Source organism: Campylobacter sp. 1569 (genome assembly GCF_024723675.1).
In the GTDB taxonomy this organism is placed as follows: Bacteria; Campylobacterota; Campylobacteria; order Campylobacterales; family Campylobacteraceae; genus Campylobacter_D; species Campylobacter_D jejuni_C.
Genome location: NZ_JANQDB010000011.1, coordinates 1 through 16,698, shown reverse-complemented (window position 1 = coordinate 16,698; position 16,698 = coordinate 1). Strand labels below are relative to the sequence as shown.

General features: G+C 28.2%; 18 protein-coding genes and 1 pseudogene. 10 read left to right on the top strand and 9 right to left on the bottom strand.

All coding sequences use genetic code 11. The annotated features are described in order from the left end of the window. The first annotated feature begins 12 nt into the window (after positions 1–12). Positions 13–318, top strand: coding sequence for a c-type cytochrome (locus CAMP5060_RS06120; RefSeq protein WP_087700117.1), 306 nt, complete (start codon positions 13–15; stop codon positions 316–318). 11 nt (positions 319–329) lie between these two features. On the opposite strand, the gene ccoS is transcribed toward CAMP5060_RS06120, so the two are convergent. After that, positions 330–539 carry a cbb3-type cytochrome oxidase assembly protein CcoS gene (gene ccoS, locus CAMP5060_RS06115; RefSeq protein WP_087700119.1) on the bottom strand — a complete coding sequence of 70 codons (210 nt, stop codon included), beginning with the start codon at positions 537–539 and terminating at the stop codon, positions 330–332. Beyond that, positions 536–2,881, bottom strand: a complete 2,346-nt coding sequence (locus CAMP5060_RS06110; RefSeq protein WP_337218080.1) for a heavy metal translocating P-type ATPase — start codon at positions 2,879–2,881, stop codon at positions 536–538. The genes ccoS and CAMP5060_RS06110 overlap by 4 nt, the downstream gene beginning before the upstream one ends. Before the next feature lie 175 nt (positions 2,882–3,056). Here CAMP5060_RS06110 and rho point away from each other — a divergent pair, with 175 nt between their 5' ends. Both rho and CAMP5060_RS06100 read left to right on the top strand, forming a co-directional pair. Beyond that, positions 3,057–4,361 carry a transcription termination factor Rho gene (gene rho, locus CAMP5060_RS06105; RefSeq protein WP_087700123.1) on the top strand — a complete coding sequence of 435 codons (1,305 nt, stop codon included), beginning with the start codon at positions 3,057–3,059 and terminating at the stop codon, positions 4,359–4,361. A 2-nt stretch (positions 4,362–4,363) separates the two neighbouring features. After that, the gene (locus CAMP5060_RS06100; protein WP_337218079.1) at positions 4,364–5,896 is read left to right on the top strand and encodes a DNA polymerase III subunit gamma/tau; all 1,533 of its coding nucleotides are present in this window, start codon (positions 4,364–4,366) and stop codon (positions 5,894–5,896) included. Here CAMP5060_RS06100 and cfrA read toward each other — a convergent pair. Continuing rightward, a complete protein-coding gene (gene cfrA, locus CAMP5060_RS06095) occupies positions 5,893–7,983 on the bottom strand; it encodes a TonB-dependent ferric enterobactin receptor CfrA (RefSeq protein WP_337218078.1) in 2,091 nt (696 codons plus the stop codon). The genes CAMP5060_RS06100 and cfrA overlap by 4 nt on opposite strands. A 158-nt stretch (positions 7,984–8,141) precedes the next feature. Here cfrA and exbB point away from each other — a divergent pair, with 158 nt between their 5' ends. From exbB to CAMP5060_RS06080, 3 genes are read left to right on the top strand one after another with little or no spacing between them, the layout of a single operon-like run. Beyond that, complete coding sequence (exbB, locus tag CAMP5060_RS06090; protein ID WP_039625543.1) at positions 8,142–8,573, top strand: TonB-system energizer ExbB; 432 nt, start codon at positions 8,142–8,144, stop codon at positions 8,571–8,573. Continuing rightward, positions 8,566–8,955 (top strand): TonB system transport protein ExbD, encoded by a 390-nt coding sequence (gene exbD, locus CAMP5060_RS06085; protein WP_087700129.1) that lies wholly within the window; start codon positions 8,566–8,568, stop codon positions 8,953–8,955. The genes exbB and exbD overlap by 8 nt, the downstream gene beginning before the upstream one ends. Continuing rightward, positions 8,952–9,605 (top strand): energy transducer TonB family protein, encoded by a 654-nt coding sequence (locus CAMP5060_RS06080; RefSeq protein ID WP_337218077.1) that lies wholly within the window; start codon positions 8,952–8,954, stop codon positions 9,603–9,605. The genes exbD and CAMP5060_RS06080 overlap by 4 nt, the downstream gene beginning before the upstream one ends. A 10-nt stretch (positions 9,606–9,615) precedes the next feature. Here the strand turns inward: CAMP5060_RS06080 and CAMP5060_RS06075 are convergent, their stop codons facing one another. From CAMP5060_RS06075 to CAMP5060_RS06055, 5 genes are all read right to left on the bottom strand, one after another. Next, positions 9,616–10,068 carry a DUF411 domain-containing protein gene (locus tag CAMP5060_RS06075; RefSeq protein ID WP_337218076.1) on the bottom strand — a complete coding sequence of 151 codons (453 nt, stop codon included), beginning with the start codon at positions 10,066–10,068 and terminating at the stop codon, positions 9,616–9,618. A 22-nt stretch (positions 10,069–10,090) separates the two neighbouring features. Then, positions 10,091–10,555: a hypothetical protein gene (locus CAMP5060_RS06070; protein WP_337218075.1), complete on the bottom strand. Its 465-nt coding sequence runs from the start codon at positions 10,553–10,555 to the stop codon at positions 10,091–10,093. 113 nt (positions 10,556–10,668) lie between these two features. Continuing rightward, a complete protein-coding gene (locus CAMP5060_RS06065) occupies positions 10,669–11,937 on the bottom strand; it encodes a citrate transporter (protein WP_214100461.1) in 1,269 nt (422 codons plus the stop codon). A 12-nt stretch (positions 11,938–11,949) separates the two neighbouring features. Next, positions 11,950–12,924, bottom strand: a complete 975-nt coding sequence (locus CAMP5060_RS06060; protein ID WP_087700138.1) for an asparaginase — start codon at positions 12,922–12,924, stop codon at positions 11,950–11,952. A gap of 75 nt (positions 12,925–12,999) precedes the next feature. Next, positions 13,000–13,200, bottom strand: a complete 201-nt coding sequence (locus tag CAMP5060_RS06055) for a hypothetical protein (protein ID WP_039628089.1) — start codon at positions 13,198–13,200, stop codon at positions 13,000–13,002. A gap of 143 nt (positions 13,201–13,343) precedes the next feature. Between CAMP5060_RS06055 and CAMP5060_RS06050 the strand changes: the two genes are divergently transcribed. Then, positions 13,344–13,988, top strand: a complete 645-nt coding sequence (locus CAMP5060_RS06050; RefSeq protein WP_337218074.1) for a S24 family peptidase — start codon at positions 13,344–13,346, stop codon at positions 13,986–13,988. Positions 13,989–13,992: 4 nt separating this feature from the next. Here the strand turns inward: CAMP5060_RS06050 and CAMP5060_RS06045 are convergent. Next, positions 13,993–14,348 (bottom strand): annotated as a pseudogene (locus tag CAMP5060_RS06045) (phage tail tape measure protein); the annotation flags it as partial. A gap of 41 nt (positions 14,349–14,389) precedes the next feature. Between CAMP5060_RS06045 and CAMP5060_RS06040 the strand changes: the two are divergent. The 3 genes from CAMP5060_RS06040 to CAMP5060_RS06030 all read left to right on the top strand — a co-directional run bounded on the left by CAMP5060_RS06040 (position 14,390) and on the right by CAMP5060_RS06030 (position 16,414). Continuing rightward, positions 14,390–14,695: a hypothetical protein gene (locus CAMP5060_RS06040; protein ID WP_337218073.1), complete on the top strand. Its 306-nt coding sequence runs from the start codon at positions 14,390–14,392 to the stop codon at positions 14,693–14,695. Positions 14,696–15,535: 840 nt separating this feature from the next. Continuing rightward, on the top strand, positions 15,536–16,252 hold the full coding sequence (locus CAMP5060_RS06035; protein ID WP_337218072.1) for a hypothetical protein: 717 nt from the start codon (positions 15,536–15,538) through the stop codon (positions 16,250–16,252). 3 nt (positions 16,253–16,255) lie between these two features. Then, on the top strand, positions 16,256–16,414 hold the full coding sequence (locus CAMP5060_RS06030; protein WP_337218071.1) for a hypothetical protein: 159 nt from the start codon (positions 16,256–16,258) through the stop codon (positions 16,412–16,414). Positions 16,415–16,698: the final 284 nt, after the last annotated feature.

Genomic DNA, 16,698 nt, shown 5'->3' with positions numbered 1-16,698 from the left:
AGGAGTGATATAATGAAAAAGCTACTTGTTTTATCAGCTTTAGCGTGTCTTGGTGTTTCAGCTTTTGCTGCAGATGGTGCTACACTTTATAAAAAATGTGCAGTATGTCATGGTGCTAAAGCAGATAAAGTTTATCTTAACAAAGTTCCTGCTTTAAATACTTTAACTGCAGCTGAAAGATTACAATACATGAAAGATTATGCAGCAGGTAAAAGAAATGCTTATGGTCAAGGAGCGATCATGAAAATTAATCTTAAAGGTTTAACAGAAGCAGATTTTAAAGCAATTGAAGATTATATCGAAAGCTTAAAAAAATAATTTAACAGCCTTTATGGCTGTTTTTTGTTCTTTTCTAAAGCTTCTTTTTTTCTTTTTTCTAAAATCACTGCATCATTTAAAGCGTCTTCACTATCATTTAAAATAGTAAATTTATAATCATCATCAAATTGCTTATTCTTTATACCCCAAAGCAAAGCACAAATTGCCAAAAATAAAGCAATCAAAGAAACACCTATCATCATCATTAAAACACCATTCATTTTTTAATCCTTAAAGCATTTAAAATCACTATTATACTACTAAAAGACATCGATAAAGCCGCAATTAAAGGATTGATCAAACCAAAAAAAGCTAAAGGCATGCTCAAGGCATTATAAAATAAAGAAAAAGCTAAATTTTGTTTAATAATTTGATAAGTTTTTTTAGCTATTTGTATAGCCTTTTGTAAGCTTTTTAGGTCGTTTTTTAACAATATAATATCACTATTTTCCATAGCAAGCTCAGAACCTTCTTTTAAAGAAACCCCAACACCTGCATAAGAAAGTGCTAAAGCATCATTTACCCCATCTCCTACCATTAAAACCTTACTTGTTTGATTTAAGTTGGCTATTGTTTGCATTTTGTCTTCTGGCATACATGAAGCTTTGAAATTATTTATTTTTAATTTTTCGGCCACCTTACTCACAGCAGGTAAATTATCACCACTTAACATATAAATTTGCATTTTGCATTCTTTCATAAATTCAATCAACTCTTCAGAACTTTCTCTCATACTGTCTTCTAATTCAAAAACTGCTAATATAATTTTATTTTTAGCAAATATAAAATGCGTGGTTTGAAATTCTTGTACTTGCATATGATTTTCTTTAAAAAATTTCTCATTTCCTCCCAAAAATTCATCTTTACCCAAAAAAGCTTTATAACCTCTTGCTTGAAAATTTTGAACTTTTTCAAATTCTATTCTACTATCAATTTTTTCATCTAAAAATTTCAAAATACTTTTAGCTACTGGATGGTTAGTTAGGTGTAAGAAATTTAATAACTCATTTTTATCTAACCTTTCATCCAAAAAGCTTTTTTTAACTTCCAAACTAGCCTTTGTCAAAACCCCTGTTTTATCAAATACAGCCACATTACACTTACTCAAATCTTCTACAACGCCTGCTTCTTTAAATAAAATTTTTTCTTTCAAACCAGCACTAATTGCCACTAAAGAACCCACCGGAGTAGCCAAAGCCAAAGCACATGGACAAGCTATGATTAACACAGAAACCATACGTATCATAGCCTCCTCAAAACCTAAATTTAATACAAAAAAAGTAAAAGCAAAACACAGCACAGCACAAGTTAAGATAATAGGCGAAAAATACTTACTTACTTGTTGCACTATTTTTTCTATTTTAGCTTTTTTTGAACTTGAGTTTTCGAGTAAATTAATAATTCTAGCTAATTTAGAATCCTTATAAAGTGCATTTGCCTTATATAAAGCATTCCCGCTTAAAACCAAAGAAGCAGAATAAATCATATCATCTTTTTGCACATCAAGCGGTAAACTCTCTCCGCTTAAACTAGACATATCCAAGCTAATATTACCACTAATACACACTCCATCTATTAAAACCCTATCGCCTTCTTTTAACTCTATAATATCTCCTATTTGCACTTCTTCTATATCAATATTTTCTATTTTGTCATTTTTTAATACCCTTACTTCATTACTTAAAAATGATCGTAAATGATCAAGCGTATCAAGAGCTTTTTTCTTACTTAAAAGCTCTAAGTACTTTCCTATAAAAACAAAACAAATAATCATCGCCACAGAATCAAAATACACTTGCGAAGCTCTTGAAAACATTGCCCACACTGAATATATATAAGCTAAACTTGCTCCACTAATTACCAAAGTGTCCATATTAACGCTTTTAAATTTCAAAGCATAATAGGCATTTTTATAAAAAATCGAGCCTGTGTAAAAAAGCACAGGAGTGCAAAGTAAAAATTCAGCAAAATGTAAAATATCCTTAGTATCAGCTTCCATGCCACTAAAAAATCCAGCATACTTAGCTACAGATATCCACATGATATTCATCACGCAAGCTATAGCAACTATTAATTTTGCATAAAAATCTCTTTTGGTTTGAGTTGCTCTTTGTTCATTTTTTGTAGGCAAATACACACTAACTTTATAACCTATACTTTCTATACTTTGGATAATTTTTGCTAAATTTATGCTTTTTTCATCAAAAACAATTCTAGCCTTATGAGTAATAGAATTAATATCAACTTCTATCACCCCTTCACTTTTAATGAGAATTTTTTCATTAAGCCAAACACAAGCGGCACAATGAATTTCTTCTATAAGTAAAAAAACCTCACTAAAACCTTCTTTGGTTTTTTGTATGTATTTTTCATAATCTTTAACATTGTGTTCTATTATCGCAGGGGTTAGGGTTTGATTGCCAAGTTTTTCATAAAATTCCTCCAAATTATTTTCTTGTAAAATCTCATAAACACTCTCACAACCTTTACAGCAAAAATAACTTCCATTTTTTTCTATCATTTGATCTTGTCTAAAGCTTAATTGGCAGTGTTTGCATTTCATCTTATACTTTCTTTAATAATTTTTTACAATATTTTATCATTTTTTTAAAATCACTATTTTAAAAATTATTTACAAAGCTATATTATAATTTTAAAAATTTGACAAAGAAGCATTTTTTTGAATAAAATCTCTTATTTATTATTAAATACTACATTTTCTACATTTTAGAGGATACATGGAAAATACAAAAGAAAAAAAACAACATCAAAGAACACACGTTCCAGTGGAAGGTTACAAGATAGAAGATTTAAAGTTGCTTGATCTAGAAAGCTTAGTTAAAATCGCCAATGAAGCAGAAATAGAAAATCCAAGAGAATTTAGAAGACAAGATCTTATTTTTGAAATTCTAAAAGCACAAACCAAAAAAGGTGGCTTTATACTCTTTACGGGGATTTTAGAAATTTCACCTGAAGGCTATGGCTTTTTACGTGGAATGGATTCAAATTTAAGTGACAGTGTAAATGATGCTTATGTATCAAATTCACAAATTCGCAAATTTGCCCTGCGTGTTGGGGATATAGTTACTGGTCAAGTTAGAGAACCAAAAGATCAAGAAAAATACTATGCTTTATTAAAAATCGAAGCGATTAATTATCTTCCATTAAAAGAAGCTAGAGAAAGACCTTTATTTGACAATCTTACTCCAATTTTTCCAACTGAAAAAATCAAATTAGAATACGATCCTTTAAAACTAACAGGTAGAATGCTTGATCTATTTGCTCCTATAGGAAAAGGTCAAAGAAGCTTAATTGTGGCACCTCCAAGAACTGGTAAAACTGAGCTAATGAAAGAACTAGCTACTGCTATTGCTAAAAATCACCCAGAGGCTCATTTGATTGTACTTTTGGTAGATGAGCGTCCTGAAGAAGTTACAGATATGCAAAGATGTGTTAAAGGTGAGGTTTTTAGCTCTACTTTTGACCTACCTGCTTATAATCATGTTAGAGTGGCTGAACTTGTTATAGAAAAAGCAAAAAGAATGGTAGAAACAGGTAAAGATGTTATTATTTTGCTTGATTCTATTACAAGATTAGCAAGAGCTTATAACACTGCCACACCAAGTAGTGGCAAGGTTTTAAGTGGTGGGGTTGATGCAAATGCCTTACATAAACCAAAACGCTTTTTTGGTGCAGCTAGAAATATAGAGCATGGTGGCTCATTAACCATTATAGCAACTGCTTTGATAGAAACAGGCTCAAGAATGGATGAAGTAATTTTTGAAGAATTTAAAGGAACGGGAAATAGTGAAATCGTTCTTGATAGAAATATTTCAGACAGAAGAATTTACCCTGCAATTAACATCATAAAATCAGGAACTAGAAAAGAAGAATTGCTCCAAGGTGTCGAAAAACTTCAAAAAATTTGGGCAATTAGATCAGCTATTTCGCAAATGGATGACATAGAGGCTTTAAAATTCTTATACTCTAAAATGCTAAAAACCAAAAGCAATGAAGAGTTATTATCTATCATGAATGAGTAGCAATGCTTCAAGCTCTTGCTGTTAAATACAGACCAAAAAATTTCAATGAACTTGTAGGGCAAAATACTGTTTCTACAAGCTTAAAATACGCTCTTGAAAATAATCGCTTAGCACATGCTTATTTGTTTTCAGGACTACGTGGAAGTGGAAAGACTTCAAGTGCAAGAATTTTTTCAAGAGCCCTAGTATGCGAAAAGGGACCAAGTGCTAACCCTTGTGGAGAATGCTCTCAATGCTTATCTTCGCTTAATGGTTCTAATATAGACATTATAGAAATGGATGCAGCAAGCCATAGAAGCTTAGAAGATATACAAGAGCTTATCGAGCAAGTCAAATACGCTCCATCTTTAGCTAGATTTAAAATTTTTATTATCGATGAAGTGCATATGCTCACCCCGCAAGCTGCAAATGCTTTACTTAAGACCTTAGAAGAGCCACCAAGTTATGTAAAATTTATACTAGCAACAACCGATCCTTTAAAACTTCCTGCTACAGTTCTTTCAAGAACACAGCATTTTAGATTTAAGCAAATTTCTACCCATGATATCTTAAATCATCTTGAGTGGATTTTGGAAAAAGAAAATATTAGTTATGAAAAAGAAGCTTTAAAACTCATTGCAAGAAGTGGAAATGGTTCTTTAAGAGATACCCTAACCTTACTAGATCAAGCCATAGTATATTGTCAAAATGATATACAAACACAAAAAATCACTGCAATGCTAGGCTTTTTGGATCCAGCTAAAATTGAAGAATTTTATCAAGCCATTTTAGCTAATGATAAAGATAAGGTTCTTGAGTTTTTAAAAGAATTTGAAGATTATGAAGCAAGTAATGTCATTGATGAGATGATATTTTTTCTAAAAGAAGCGTTTTTTGCCAAAAATAATCTTTTTTCTATGTTAATTTATGAAAGATTTTTTAGAATTCTTTCACGCGCTAAGACTATGTTAAATTCTAGTGATGATGATAGCTTTGTACTTTGCGTTATGGCTTTCATGCTTATTGAAGCAACTTATTTAAAAAGCATTGATGAGGCTATTAAAAGCTCAAAACAAGATAGCATGCCAAGTCCAAAACAACAAGAAATTCCTTCTATTCAACAAACTCCTAAAGAAGAAAAACTTAATCCTTATGAAAATCTCTTAAAAGCAATATATAAAAGAGATTATGACTTAGCTGAAGTTTTCAAAAAAACCACGCAGTTTATTTCTTTTGAAGGTAATATTTTAAGTATTAGTTCACATGCTAAAGATGATGATAGAATGGTTTTAAACAATGGTTTTAAATTAATCAAAACATTACTTCATGAGCTTTTTGGAGAAAAAACACAAATTAAAATTCAAAAAATAGAAACCATAGATACTCAAAAACTACAAGATATATTCAAAACCCCTATAAAACAAGAAGTAAAAAGCACTCCAAATTTAAATGAGCATTTTGAAAATTTTAAAAAAGACGCTAAAAAATATGATCCTAAAGATGAAACCAAAGAAGCTCTTAACAAGCTCTTTGGTCCTCCGACAATACAAAATTAAAAACTACCATTGATTGAAATATAAATTCTTCTTCCCTCTTCTATGCGATTATAAGTATTTACCCAAACATCTTTGCCATCACTCTTATAAGAATCCCAATCATTTGTAAAACTTTTATCAAAAAGATTATAAATTGCTGCATTAATGTTCCATTTTTTATTAATATCATAACGCACACCCATAGAAGCTAAAAAGACATCTTGATAATATTCTCTATTAATATTTGTATCACCCATATAACGATCTATTTGCCATTCACCTTTTACCCATGAAGTGAATTTATTAAAGATATTATAACTTGCTTTTAACACGATATTGTGTTTTAAACTATCAATTTCTGGTTTTCCTATCACAGCCTTATCTTGTGCATCTTTTACTTCACTATCAAGATAAGTATAAGCTAGATCTAAATTTAAATGCTCTATAGGAGTAATCCCCGCTCCAAGCTCTATACCCTTATATTCAACCTTGCCATGATTAATCGCTTGATAGCATGTATCAGCCTCGCATTTTCCAATACCCGAAATCATACTATCTTTGCCGAATTTTTGACTAGAAATTTTATCTTTAAAATTTGTTAAAAAGCCAGTTGCTGAAATATAAAATAAATCATTATTATAAACAGCAGCTAGTTCATAATTAAGCGAGGTTTCTTCTTTTAAATTCGGATTTCCATACATAGGATATTTACCCTGTCCGCTATAATTATAAGCACCAGCTATCAATCTATTAGCATATGGGGTTCTAAAGCCTGTTGAAACACCACCTTTTAAAGTAAGTTCGCTAGTGGGATTATAAACCAAATAAGCTCTTGGAGAAATATTATTTCCAAAAATTTCATGATAATTATATCTTGCACCAAAAGTAAATCTTAAATCATCTCTTATACTATACTCATCTTCTGCAAAAAAAGCTAATAAATACTGATCAAAATTCGTAGGATTAGCGATTTTATCTTGCATTTTTTCAAGTCTATATTCACCACCCACGCTTAAAATATGGCTTTGACCTAAAGGAATAACTGATTTTGTATCTAAAATAATATCTTCAGCAACTATATTTCTATTTTGTCCTAAAAATGGTTGTGTTTTTTGACCAACCACCTCGCGTCCATCATTACTTACACGGTTATACTGCAAGGTAGAAGTAATCGAAAAATCTTCATACACACCCTCATGACTTAGGTAAGTTACCAACTTATCTACTTGCATAGTGTCTGTATAGCCACCTGTTAAGGCCCCATTATCACCAGATGGTTTAGTCAGCGTTCCTAGTTGTCCTTTTTTATTATCATAATGATTTCTTGAAAAATCAATATCAAATATCAAGGTATTATAATCATCTACTAAATAATTTAACCGAGTTCCTAAGTTAAAATTATTAGATTTTGTAGGGCTTTGTGCTTGATCACCTTGTACTCTTTGACCACTCCCATTACTAAATTCAACGTTAGATTGCTCCCTATAAAACTCTCTAAAGCGCAAGGTTAATCCTAGACGATCATTCATCAATGGACCACTTGAATATATACTTGTACCATAAGTATTACCCCATTCTTTATGTGCATTAAAAATACTATCTAAACTAACTGATGTTTCCCATTTATCGCTTACTTTTTTTGTGATGATATTTACAACACCACCTAAAGCTTCAGAACCATATAAAGTACTCATTGGTCCTTTTATCACTTCTATTCTTTCTATACTAGAAATTGGAGGTAAGAATGAATTTGAAATTTCATTAAAACCATTAGGCCCGACTTCTCCACCTATCCCTTGACGGCGCCCATCGATTAAAATTAAAGTGTATCCGGTAATACCTCTCATGGTAATGTTATAAGATCCAGTTTTTCCCTTGCTAGCAAATAAATCCACACCAGGAATATCAGCAATAGCTTCGGCAACATCTCTATAAGGCTTACTTTCTAAATCTTTTTTGCTAATCACATTTATAGTAGCAGGAGCTTCTTTAATATCTTGAGAAAAACCAGAAGCACTTACTATGGAGCTATCTAATAAAACTTCTTGCGATAAAGCATTACAGACCAAAAAACTAGCAACACAAAACGATAAACAATGTTTTTTCATTATTTCCTTTCTTAAATAAACAAAATTTTCAAAATTGGTATATTATGATAATAATTATTAATTTAAAATAAATTTATTGTATCAATTATGATAATTGTTATTAATAAAAAATTTAACTTTTAGTAATATAATCACAAAAAATTTAAAATGAGGATATGATGGAATTTTTAAAAACTTATATTGACTTAATTATATTTGTAGTTTTAGGGATAATGGCATTTATTGCTATATGGTGTACTATAGAACGTATATTGTTTTTTAGAAAAATTAAACTAAATGATTATCAATGTCAAGAAAAATTTGATGATGCAATTAGTGAAAATCTTACTATGCTTTATATCATTTACACTAATGCTCCTTATGTAGGACTTTTGGGAACTGTAGTGGGGATTATGATTACATTTTATGATATGGGTGCAAGTGGGAATATTGATGTTAAATCTATTGTTATTGGTTTATCATTGGCATTAAAAGCTACAGCATTAGGAATTTTAGTTGCCATTCCTTCTTTAATGGCTTATAATGGATTGCTTAGAAAAATATCAACCTTGAGTAATGCATATCGTATTTTTAAGGATAAAAATGCTTAAATTACCAAAAAATGAAGGTTTAAACATCATTCCTTTTATAGACATAATGCTTGTTTTACTAGCTATTGTTTTAAGCATATCCACTTTCATAGCACATGGTGAAATCAAAATCAATCTACCACAAAGCGAAAATTCAAATTCTATAAATGAAAACAAAGACAAAGTGAGTATTTTGATTGATAAAGAAAATAAATTTTATATTGATGGAAAAGCAATCTCCCTAGAAGAAATAAAAGTAAAATTTGACACTATAGATTCTAAAACCTTAGTGGAATTAAAAAGCGATAAAGAAGCAAAATTTGAAAGTTTTGTAAAAATTATTGATATTTTAAAAAATAAAAATCATGAAAATTTTCAAATTTTAACAGAGCAAAAAAGATGAAAACATTTATAAATAATCATAAAAATCAGTCATTTTTTATCACTTTATTTCTTTTTTTACCTTTATTTTTTGTTTTTATTCATACCAAGAATTTTTTGCATATACAACACAGCACTACAAAAGAGGCAAAATTTAATATAGCTATAAAACAGTTTTTACAAGATTCCCCTAAGCCAAAAACCGAACAGCCTAAACAAGAAAAAATAAAAAAACTAGAACAAACAAAAGAAAAATCTGTTATTCAACCTAAAAAAGTAAATACTTTAACTAATACCAAGATAACAAATCAATTAAATGAAGAAATAAAACCTCAAAAAACTTTAACCCAAGAAAAAAACACTCCAACAACTTCTCAAGAAAGCATATCTTTAACTAATAACAATGAACTTTTAAAAGAAGTCAAACAAGCTATAGATAAAGCTTTAATCTATCCTAGACAAGCCAAAAAAATGCAAATGAGTGGTGAAATTTTAGTAGAATTCACATGGACTAAAGATAAAAATCTATTAAACTTAAAAATATTAAAACCATCAAAATATAAATTATTGAACGATAGTGCCTTAGAAACTATACGTATAGCGTCTAAGAATTTTCCACAATATGAAAAAACTTTTCATATAAGAATACCCTTAATATATAAAATAAACTAAGCAAAATTGCTTAGTTTGTCGTGATTAAATTATGTCCTTTATAGATCCCATAAATTTTATAATCTCCATTTTTAAGCATTAAAACTACAGGATATTCTTCTTCGTAACCTTGCTCCATCCCAGGACTTCCTTGAGGCATACCAGGAGCAGAAATACCTATAACATCTTCAGGTTTATTTTTCAAAAGCCAAGCAACTGCATCTTCAGGAACATGTCCTTCTATAGCATAACCATCAATTACGCCAGTATGGCAACTTTGATACATAGGCTGAATATTCATTTTTTCTTTTGTTTTTAAAAAATCCTCGCTTTTATGTATTTGCACTTTATAGCCTTTATCTTTCATATAATTAGCCCAAAGATCACAACATCCACAAGTAGGACTTTCGTAAATATTTAATAATTTATCTCCACTCATTAAAGCTATACTTGATAACACTAAAACACTAATAATTTTCTTCATAATATTCCTTTATCATAAATAATTACATAAAAACGTCTGATGTTTTAAGAGTCGTTTTTTGCTTTTCTTCAAATTGCGCTTGTGCTATTAACTGTTTAGGACTCAATTGAATATTGATATGAGAAATTTTATCTTGCAAACTACTTTGTATATTTTCTTTAATTTGCTCTTCTACTTTCTCTTTTATCTTTTCTTTGTATTTTTCATTACTTTCTGTAAATTTTTTCTCATATTTACCGGTCTCTTTATTATAATACATTTCCTCTCTGTATTCTTTCAAGGCATTCTCTGAAGCTTCTTTTGCTTCTTGAAACAATCCCTTTAAAGGTCTATCATACAAGCTATTTTTTTCTTGGATACTTGAATTTAATTCAAGTGAAAATGCTTGTTCTTGATGGGATTGCATAGTTTGTTTTTCATTTTTTTGTTTTGAACTAAAAATATCATATGAGTGATTAAAAAATCGATTTTCCTCTATACGAAACATCTTTATGCTCCTGAATAAAATTATAAATCACAACAAGCAAAAAATATTCCAATATATAAGTTACAAACCTATAAAACAATAAATTTTTATAGGTTTAATAACATATGTCAAAACTAAAACTTAATAAAAAAAGAAATAATGAAAATTAAAAATAAAGCAAACAGTTGCGAAGGTCTTTGAAATTTATTTGAATCCTTTAAATTTGATCCTTCAACCAAGGGTATTACAGTTGACAAAGCAGCAACGGGTCCTCCTGTTAAAAAGTATTGAGCTATAGAAGCTCCACCCGCTGCTACAAACGCCAAAGCAAAATTATAATCACAAACCTCCATAGTAGCTTGTAAGAATGGCAACAAAATAGCTGAGCTCGCACCATAACTTTGTGTTATAAATCCAGCAAAAACAGCTACTATAAACATTGCTTGAACTGGAGCTACATTTAAAATTGGCTCAAAGATAGTTGCAATAGTTTTTGCTAATCCTATTTCTTTAATCACAGCACTCATAAATAAAAATGTTATAGTCGCAACCAACGGAATAGCTATCTTATTAACTCCATCTATCATATTTTTTTCTGCATTAAAAATATTGACCCTGCTAAGTACAATTGTTAAGATACTAGAAAATACCCCCAATAAAAAAATAGGATATCCTAAAATAAAACCACCAAATAAAACAATAAAAGGCAAAAAAATAACATAGACACTATGTTTACTATTTTGATTTTCTATTTCTTTTACTATTTCTTGTATTTTATTCTTATCAATAACTACAAAATTTTTCCTCTGATAAATTTTAGACCGAAACGCTGAACATAAAATTAAACTCACTGTAACAAAAATAGCAAAAATATTAATCAAACCAAAACCAATATTAGTAGCCCCAATAATCGCAACTTGCGTTGGGTGAGTAAAACCACCAAAATTACCAAGGTGGCCAGCATGCCCATGTATAGCAGCAGAATGATTCGGATTCATACCTAATAATACTGATGGTTTTGCGGTAATTACGGCTGTTACAGATGGTTGAGTAAAACCTGTCAACATTCCTATAACTCCAGCACATATAGCACTAGCAGAAGCAATTCCTTCTCCTCCACCAATTCTTCTACCAAATTTTATGATAATTTTTATAATATCATCCATAAATCCACTTGACTGCATTATACCTATAAACATCAAAATACCAGTCATATCTAAAATAACAGGATTTAAACCTGCAAGCAAAAGAGAGTTTATAAGAATATTATCTGAATCTAACATTGCAATCAAAACGCTTATTGTTGTACCAACAACAGCAGTTAAATACAATGGGGTCTTTCCAATTACCATTAAAAAAAGAGTAATACACATAAATATTTGTGAAATAAACAAATAGCTCATATTATTTCCTAACTAAAAATACATATAATAAGAATTAAATTCTTTTAATATGTCTTCTTTATTAAAACCAATTGATAACAATAAAGTTAGAAATATTCTAGCTTTCATACAGTCAAAAAAACCACCCATAATAAAACCATTTTTTTGCAAATCAATTTCACTACCCTTATATGAGTATGTATTATAAGCAGTAGGACCGCTTCCTGTTCTAGTTGTAACAATGCATGGTATATTTAAATTTAATGATTTTACTTTTTCAATAAAGTCAAATGAAACATGTCCCGCACCAAAGCCATTTATTATCAAGCCATGAAAACCAGATAAATTATCTAGAAAATAATCATCCCCAGATAAACAAGTAGGTATAATAGCAATTTTTTTATCCATTTTGTTTGGAATTTTATAAATTTTATATCTATATATTGGTGCAATATATTTTACTTGTTTTTCATATATGTATCCAATATTACCCCCATTGATGGATTTAAAAGTTTCAAGAGAAAAAGAGTTACTTTTATGTAAAAATCTTGGCAAATATATCACATGATTAAACACAACTAAAACACCTCTTTTTCTAGATAAGTTACTACTTGCAACAAGAATTGATTGGTATAAATTACTAGACCCATCACTCCCAATCTCACTTGGATTCTTCATAGCTCCAGTTACAACTATAGGAACTTCTTCATCCCACAATAAGCTTAATAAAAATGCACTTTCCTCTAATGTATCAGTACCTTGTGTAATTACTATCCCATCTGAGCGATTCTTAACTTCATCTTTTGCTATTCTAATAATCTCTAAAACATTCTCAAATTTTAAAGATGGACTCGGAATGGATAATATGCTTTTTGTTTCTATACTTATATTATCCGTCATACCAATACCATCAACTAAGGCTTTTGCATTTAATTTAGGACTAACACCTCCTGATTCATCTTTCAACATACAAATAGTACCACCAATACTTAAAACACTAATTTTCATCAACCCCTCCTTTTTTAAAGTAAGCTAAATGTAAATCAATTATACAATTGACTTAAAATTAACTTATTCTCATTATTATTTCAAAATATCAGGAAGCTCATTAATAATATTGAGTTCTAAAAGTTTCTTATAAACAGCTTTGGTATTTGCTTTAGCTGTATATTTTTCAGAATAATAACCATTAACAACTCTAAAAAGACTCATGTAGTCTAAATCATATTTTTGAGCAAACTTTTTAAGATTAATATTATTATCTTCAAAATATTTTTTTAACAATTACTATCCTTTCATTTTGTAATTTTTATTTCAAATTGATTTTTTTAAGATACAATTTAGAAATATATTTTATACATTATATAGTTATTTTATTTATATGTCAATAATTTATAAATAAAATAACTATATTTAGAAAGCGGTGAATGGAAAATTTTAAAACATTAGTAGAAGAAATGAAGCTTTATTTTAATGTTACTAGTTTAGAAATGGTAGCTGAGAAATTAGGTCTTAAAAAATCTACTGCAATAGGCTGGAGACAACGAAAAAGGATATCTTCACATGCTATATTAAAATTTAATCAACTAAAATATAAACAAAATAACTATATAAATTCAGTTGATAAGAATTTACAACAAACTGAAAAAATAAACAATAAAGATACAATATTGATTCCATTTTATAAAAACTATTATCTTTCATCGGATTTTATTAGTAATAGCAACATCATTACACAAACCATACCTTTTAATAAAAATGAATTAAATCACATGTTTAATTTACAAGAATTTTTAAAGATAGGTATTGTCTCTATGATAGGGAATAGCATGGAGCCCACGATAAAAGAAGGAGAAATGATTGTATTTCAAAAAGATAACTCGAGTATAGAAGGTGGTATATATATTGTTGAATATCAAAAAGAAATTTTAATTAAAAGATTAAAAAAAAGACCCTTATGTTTGATTAGCGATAACAAAGAATATCCTAATATCAACATTAAAAAATCTAACGAATTAAAAATCATAGGAAGAATTATTGGAGCATATAAAATTAATTATAAAAAATTATAAATAAAATTTTATTTATATTATTACTCTCATCAAAATTTACAATACTCCTAATATCAGCTATAGTATATTTAAAGTTAATAGCTTCCCTAAACCTTTACCAATAATTCCACCTCTAATGACATTACCTAGACTTAAAAACTCATCTTGCAAACCTTTTCTTTGAGCTTTTAATTCCGCTCTTAAATTGGTATTGAGTTTAAGAGTGTTTAATTCTTTTTGTAATCCACTAATACAGAGTTTAGTTTTTGCTGCTATTTTTTCTAAATTACTAAAATCTTTAACCACCTTACCAACAGCACTTGCATTTTTAATTGCTAAACCTAAAACAACACCAATTCCAATACTTCCAGCATTTTCCACATTCAACCCTTTTTAAGTGTTTGTATTTTAAAATCTTTGCTATGAAAGTTTTAAAATTTATTAACGATGATACAATTTCGCACATTGCTTTATTGCTAACAACACTTATACCTACTTTTTTAATAAGTTATCAAAGTGCAAATGATGGTTTTTTCAATACAATAGCTATTTTTATCTTTTCTTATTTTATAGGCATTATCATAACTGCTATTTTAATGATGATTGTGCCACCTATTGCCTTATTGCTTATTTTACCCACTTGGCTAATTGTAATAAGTTTAGATTTTATTCTTTTTGTTATTTTAAAGATTTATTCTTTTAAAAATAAAACAATTAAAAACTCTTAGTTTTTAACAACTCTTTTGCTATTTCTAAAGCTTTTTCAAATTCTTCCAAATCTAAATCTAACACCTCATTTAAACCCCAATTTAAACTATGGCTTATAAGAGCTATAGCTTCTAAGCTATAACTCCTGCTTCTTGCAAAAAATCTTTAAGAGCGTTTTCTTATTTTATTTATAAATGCAACTATCGTATAAATACTTATTCCATTTCTTTATTCGCTTTTATTGGTAGTATTTTAATTTTTCGCTCAAATATTTTCTTATATTTTAATTACTTACATACAAATATCAAATTATTGTAATAAAATACAAAAATATAAAATAAATCACAAAATAAAGAATGAGCTATCACTTAGAAAAGTAGATAAAAACAGAAAAGATCTTAAAACTTGAAAAATAATAGAGTAGTGTGAAAACTTGCACCCTAATACAATGTATCCTAGAATTGATTATCACACTCTCAGTTACTACATTATAACCATCAATTTTATCTAATTAAAATAATTCTAGCTTTACTAAACCAAAAAGAAGTTTAAATGGCCTTAGTCTTGGTAGAATTTGAATTTAAAGTTTTAAATTTTGATAATTTAGAAAGAAGTTGCGATTGCAAAATTACTAATTAAATAGAATTAATAACCATAGTGCTTTATTTATAAGTTCTAAGAAAAATAAGAAATACAAGGTAAAACCCTACTTTAATTACAAAAAAATTATAGAGGAGGCTAAGAGTTTATATAAGCCTGATTTAGAGCAATTATTATCTAGAGTTTGGCTTAAGAATGCAAAATTAATAGCTGATAAATTAACAGAAGAAAACGATTTTTTTAAAAAACAAACCGATCAAATGATACAAGAAAAAATAAAAGAAGCGTATCAAATTTTATCATTACCACTAACTATTAAGCAATATAATATTAATAGAAAAAATGCATCATATTTTAGCAATTCATTAATAGGATTAATTTCAGATAATTCTTATAATACGCTTGAGAATTTAGATCTTGTTTTTAATTTAGAAAAAGAAGAGCACGAAGTTTTTAATTATATAAGAGAAAATGTTGATTTTTTAAATCTAATAAAAAAATATTATACTTATATATCAAGACTTGATTTTTTGCAACATTTTGAAAATTTGGTATTCAATGAAGGAAAGACAGAAACAAAAGAAAGAACAGAGTTGCATAAAATTGTAGAAAATAATTTATGGTTATTTGATGAAGAATATTTAAATATTGATTTTTTTAGCGATCAATCATTAAAAGGAATTTTTACTGAAATAAAATTGCCAATAAATACAGATGATGAAAAAGAGTTAAATAAAATTTCGGATATTTTCATACCTCGCACTAAAGATAATGAGTTGATACTTATTGAATTAAAATCGCCAAAAACAAAAATTACTTTATCAACACTTCATGATGTGTTTAATAAATATATTATTAAAATTCTTAATTCACTATCAAAGCAAAAAAGTAATATTAAATACATAAGAGCCATATGCATTTCATCAGAAAAGCAAGAGTATCTAGGAAAGATGGATGACAGTAATTATATCGTATAGGCAATGACTTGGAAAGAAATAATCAGTACAAGAAAAAAAGAACTAGAATATCGTATAAAAGATATTAAAGGTTGTTTATCTTTGTCAAAATATCAAAATATTTACGATTTTAAAGAAAAGGAAATAAATAAAGAAAGAGTTGATAATTTAAAAAGAATATAAAAGTTTAAATATTTATCTAAGAAAAATATTAAGATGCAAATAAAATGTATTTATATATTTTACACATAAAAAAATAGTTTTCTACAATCTTTATAAAAATTATTATATAGTTTTTACTTTAGAAATCAAAGTGGAAAAACGAGACTTTGATTTGAAAAGCGGTTTTAATAATCCTAACCCAATTAAAAAATTAAAACCAAATTTAGAAACTATACTAAAAAATAAAAACATAATTTATCAGATTAATAAAAACCAAAAATACAAATCAATAACAACCAAAAACC

Coding starts and splice junctions, on each gene's coding strand:
- CAMP5060_RS06120 (WP_087700117.1), top strand. CDS start 13: ATGAAAAAGCTACTTGTTTTATCAGCTTTAGCGTGTCTTGGTGTTTCA.
- ccoS (WP_087700119.1), bottom strand. CDS start 539: ATGAATGGTGTTTTAATGATGATGATAGGTGTTTCTTTGATTGCTTTA.
- CAMP5060_RS06110 (WP_337218080.1), bottom strand. CDS start 2,881: ATGAAATGCAAACACTGCCAATTAAGCTTTAGACAAGATCAAATGATA.
- rho (WP_087700123.1), top strand. CDS start 3,057: ATGGAAAATACAAAAGAAAAAAAACAACATCAAAGAACACACGTTCCA.
- CAMP5060_RS06100 (WP_337218079.1), top strand. CDS start 4,364: ATGCTTCAAGCTCTTGCTGTTAAATACAGACCAAAAAATTTCAATGAA.
- cfrA (WP_337218078.1), bottom strand. CDS start 7,983: ATGAAAAAACATTGTTTATCGTTTTGTGTTGCTAGTTTTTTGGTCTGT.
- exbB (WP_039625543.1), top strand. CDS start 8,142: ATGGAATTTTTAAAAACTTATATTGACTTAATTATATTTGTAGTTTTA.
- exbD (WP_087700129.1), top strand. CDS start 8,566: ATGCTTAAATTACCAAAAAATGAAGGTTTAAACATCATTCCTTTTATA.
- CAMP5060_RS06080 (WP_337218077.1), top strand. CDS start 8,952: ATGAAAACATTTATAAATAATCATAAAAATCAGTCATTTTTTATCACT.
- CAMP5060_RS06075 (WP_337218076.1), bottom strand. CDS start 10,068: ATGAAGAAAATTATTAGTGTTTTAGTGTTATCAAGTATAGCTTTAATG.
- CAMP5060_RS06070 (WP_337218075.1), bottom strand. CDS start 10,555: ATGTTTCGTATAGAGGAAAATCGATTTTTTAATCACTCATATGATATT.
- CAMP5060_RS06065 (WP_214100461.1), bottom strand. CDS start 11,937: ATGAGCTATTTGTTTATTTCACAAATATTTATGTGTATTACTCTTTTT.
- CAMP5060_RS06060 (WP_087700138.1), bottom strand. CDS start 12,924: ATGAAAATTAGTGTTTTAAGTATTGGTGGTACTATTTGTATGTTGAAA.
- CAMP5060_RS06050 (WP_337218074.1), top strand. CDS start 13,344: ATGGAAAATTTTAAAACATTAGTAGAAGAAATGAAGCTTTATTTTAAT.
- CAMP5060_RS06040 (WP_337218073.1), top strand. CDS start 14,390: ATGAAAGTTTTAAAATTTATTAACGATGATACAATTTCGCACATTGCT.
- CAMP5060_RS06035 (WP_337218072.1), top strand. CDS start 15,536: ATGATACAAGAAAAAATAAAAGAAGCGTATCAAATTTTATCATTACCA.
- CAMP5060_RS06030 (WP_337218071.1), top strand. CDS start 16,256: ATGACTTGGAAAGAAATAATCAGTACAAGAAAAAAAGAACTAGAATAT.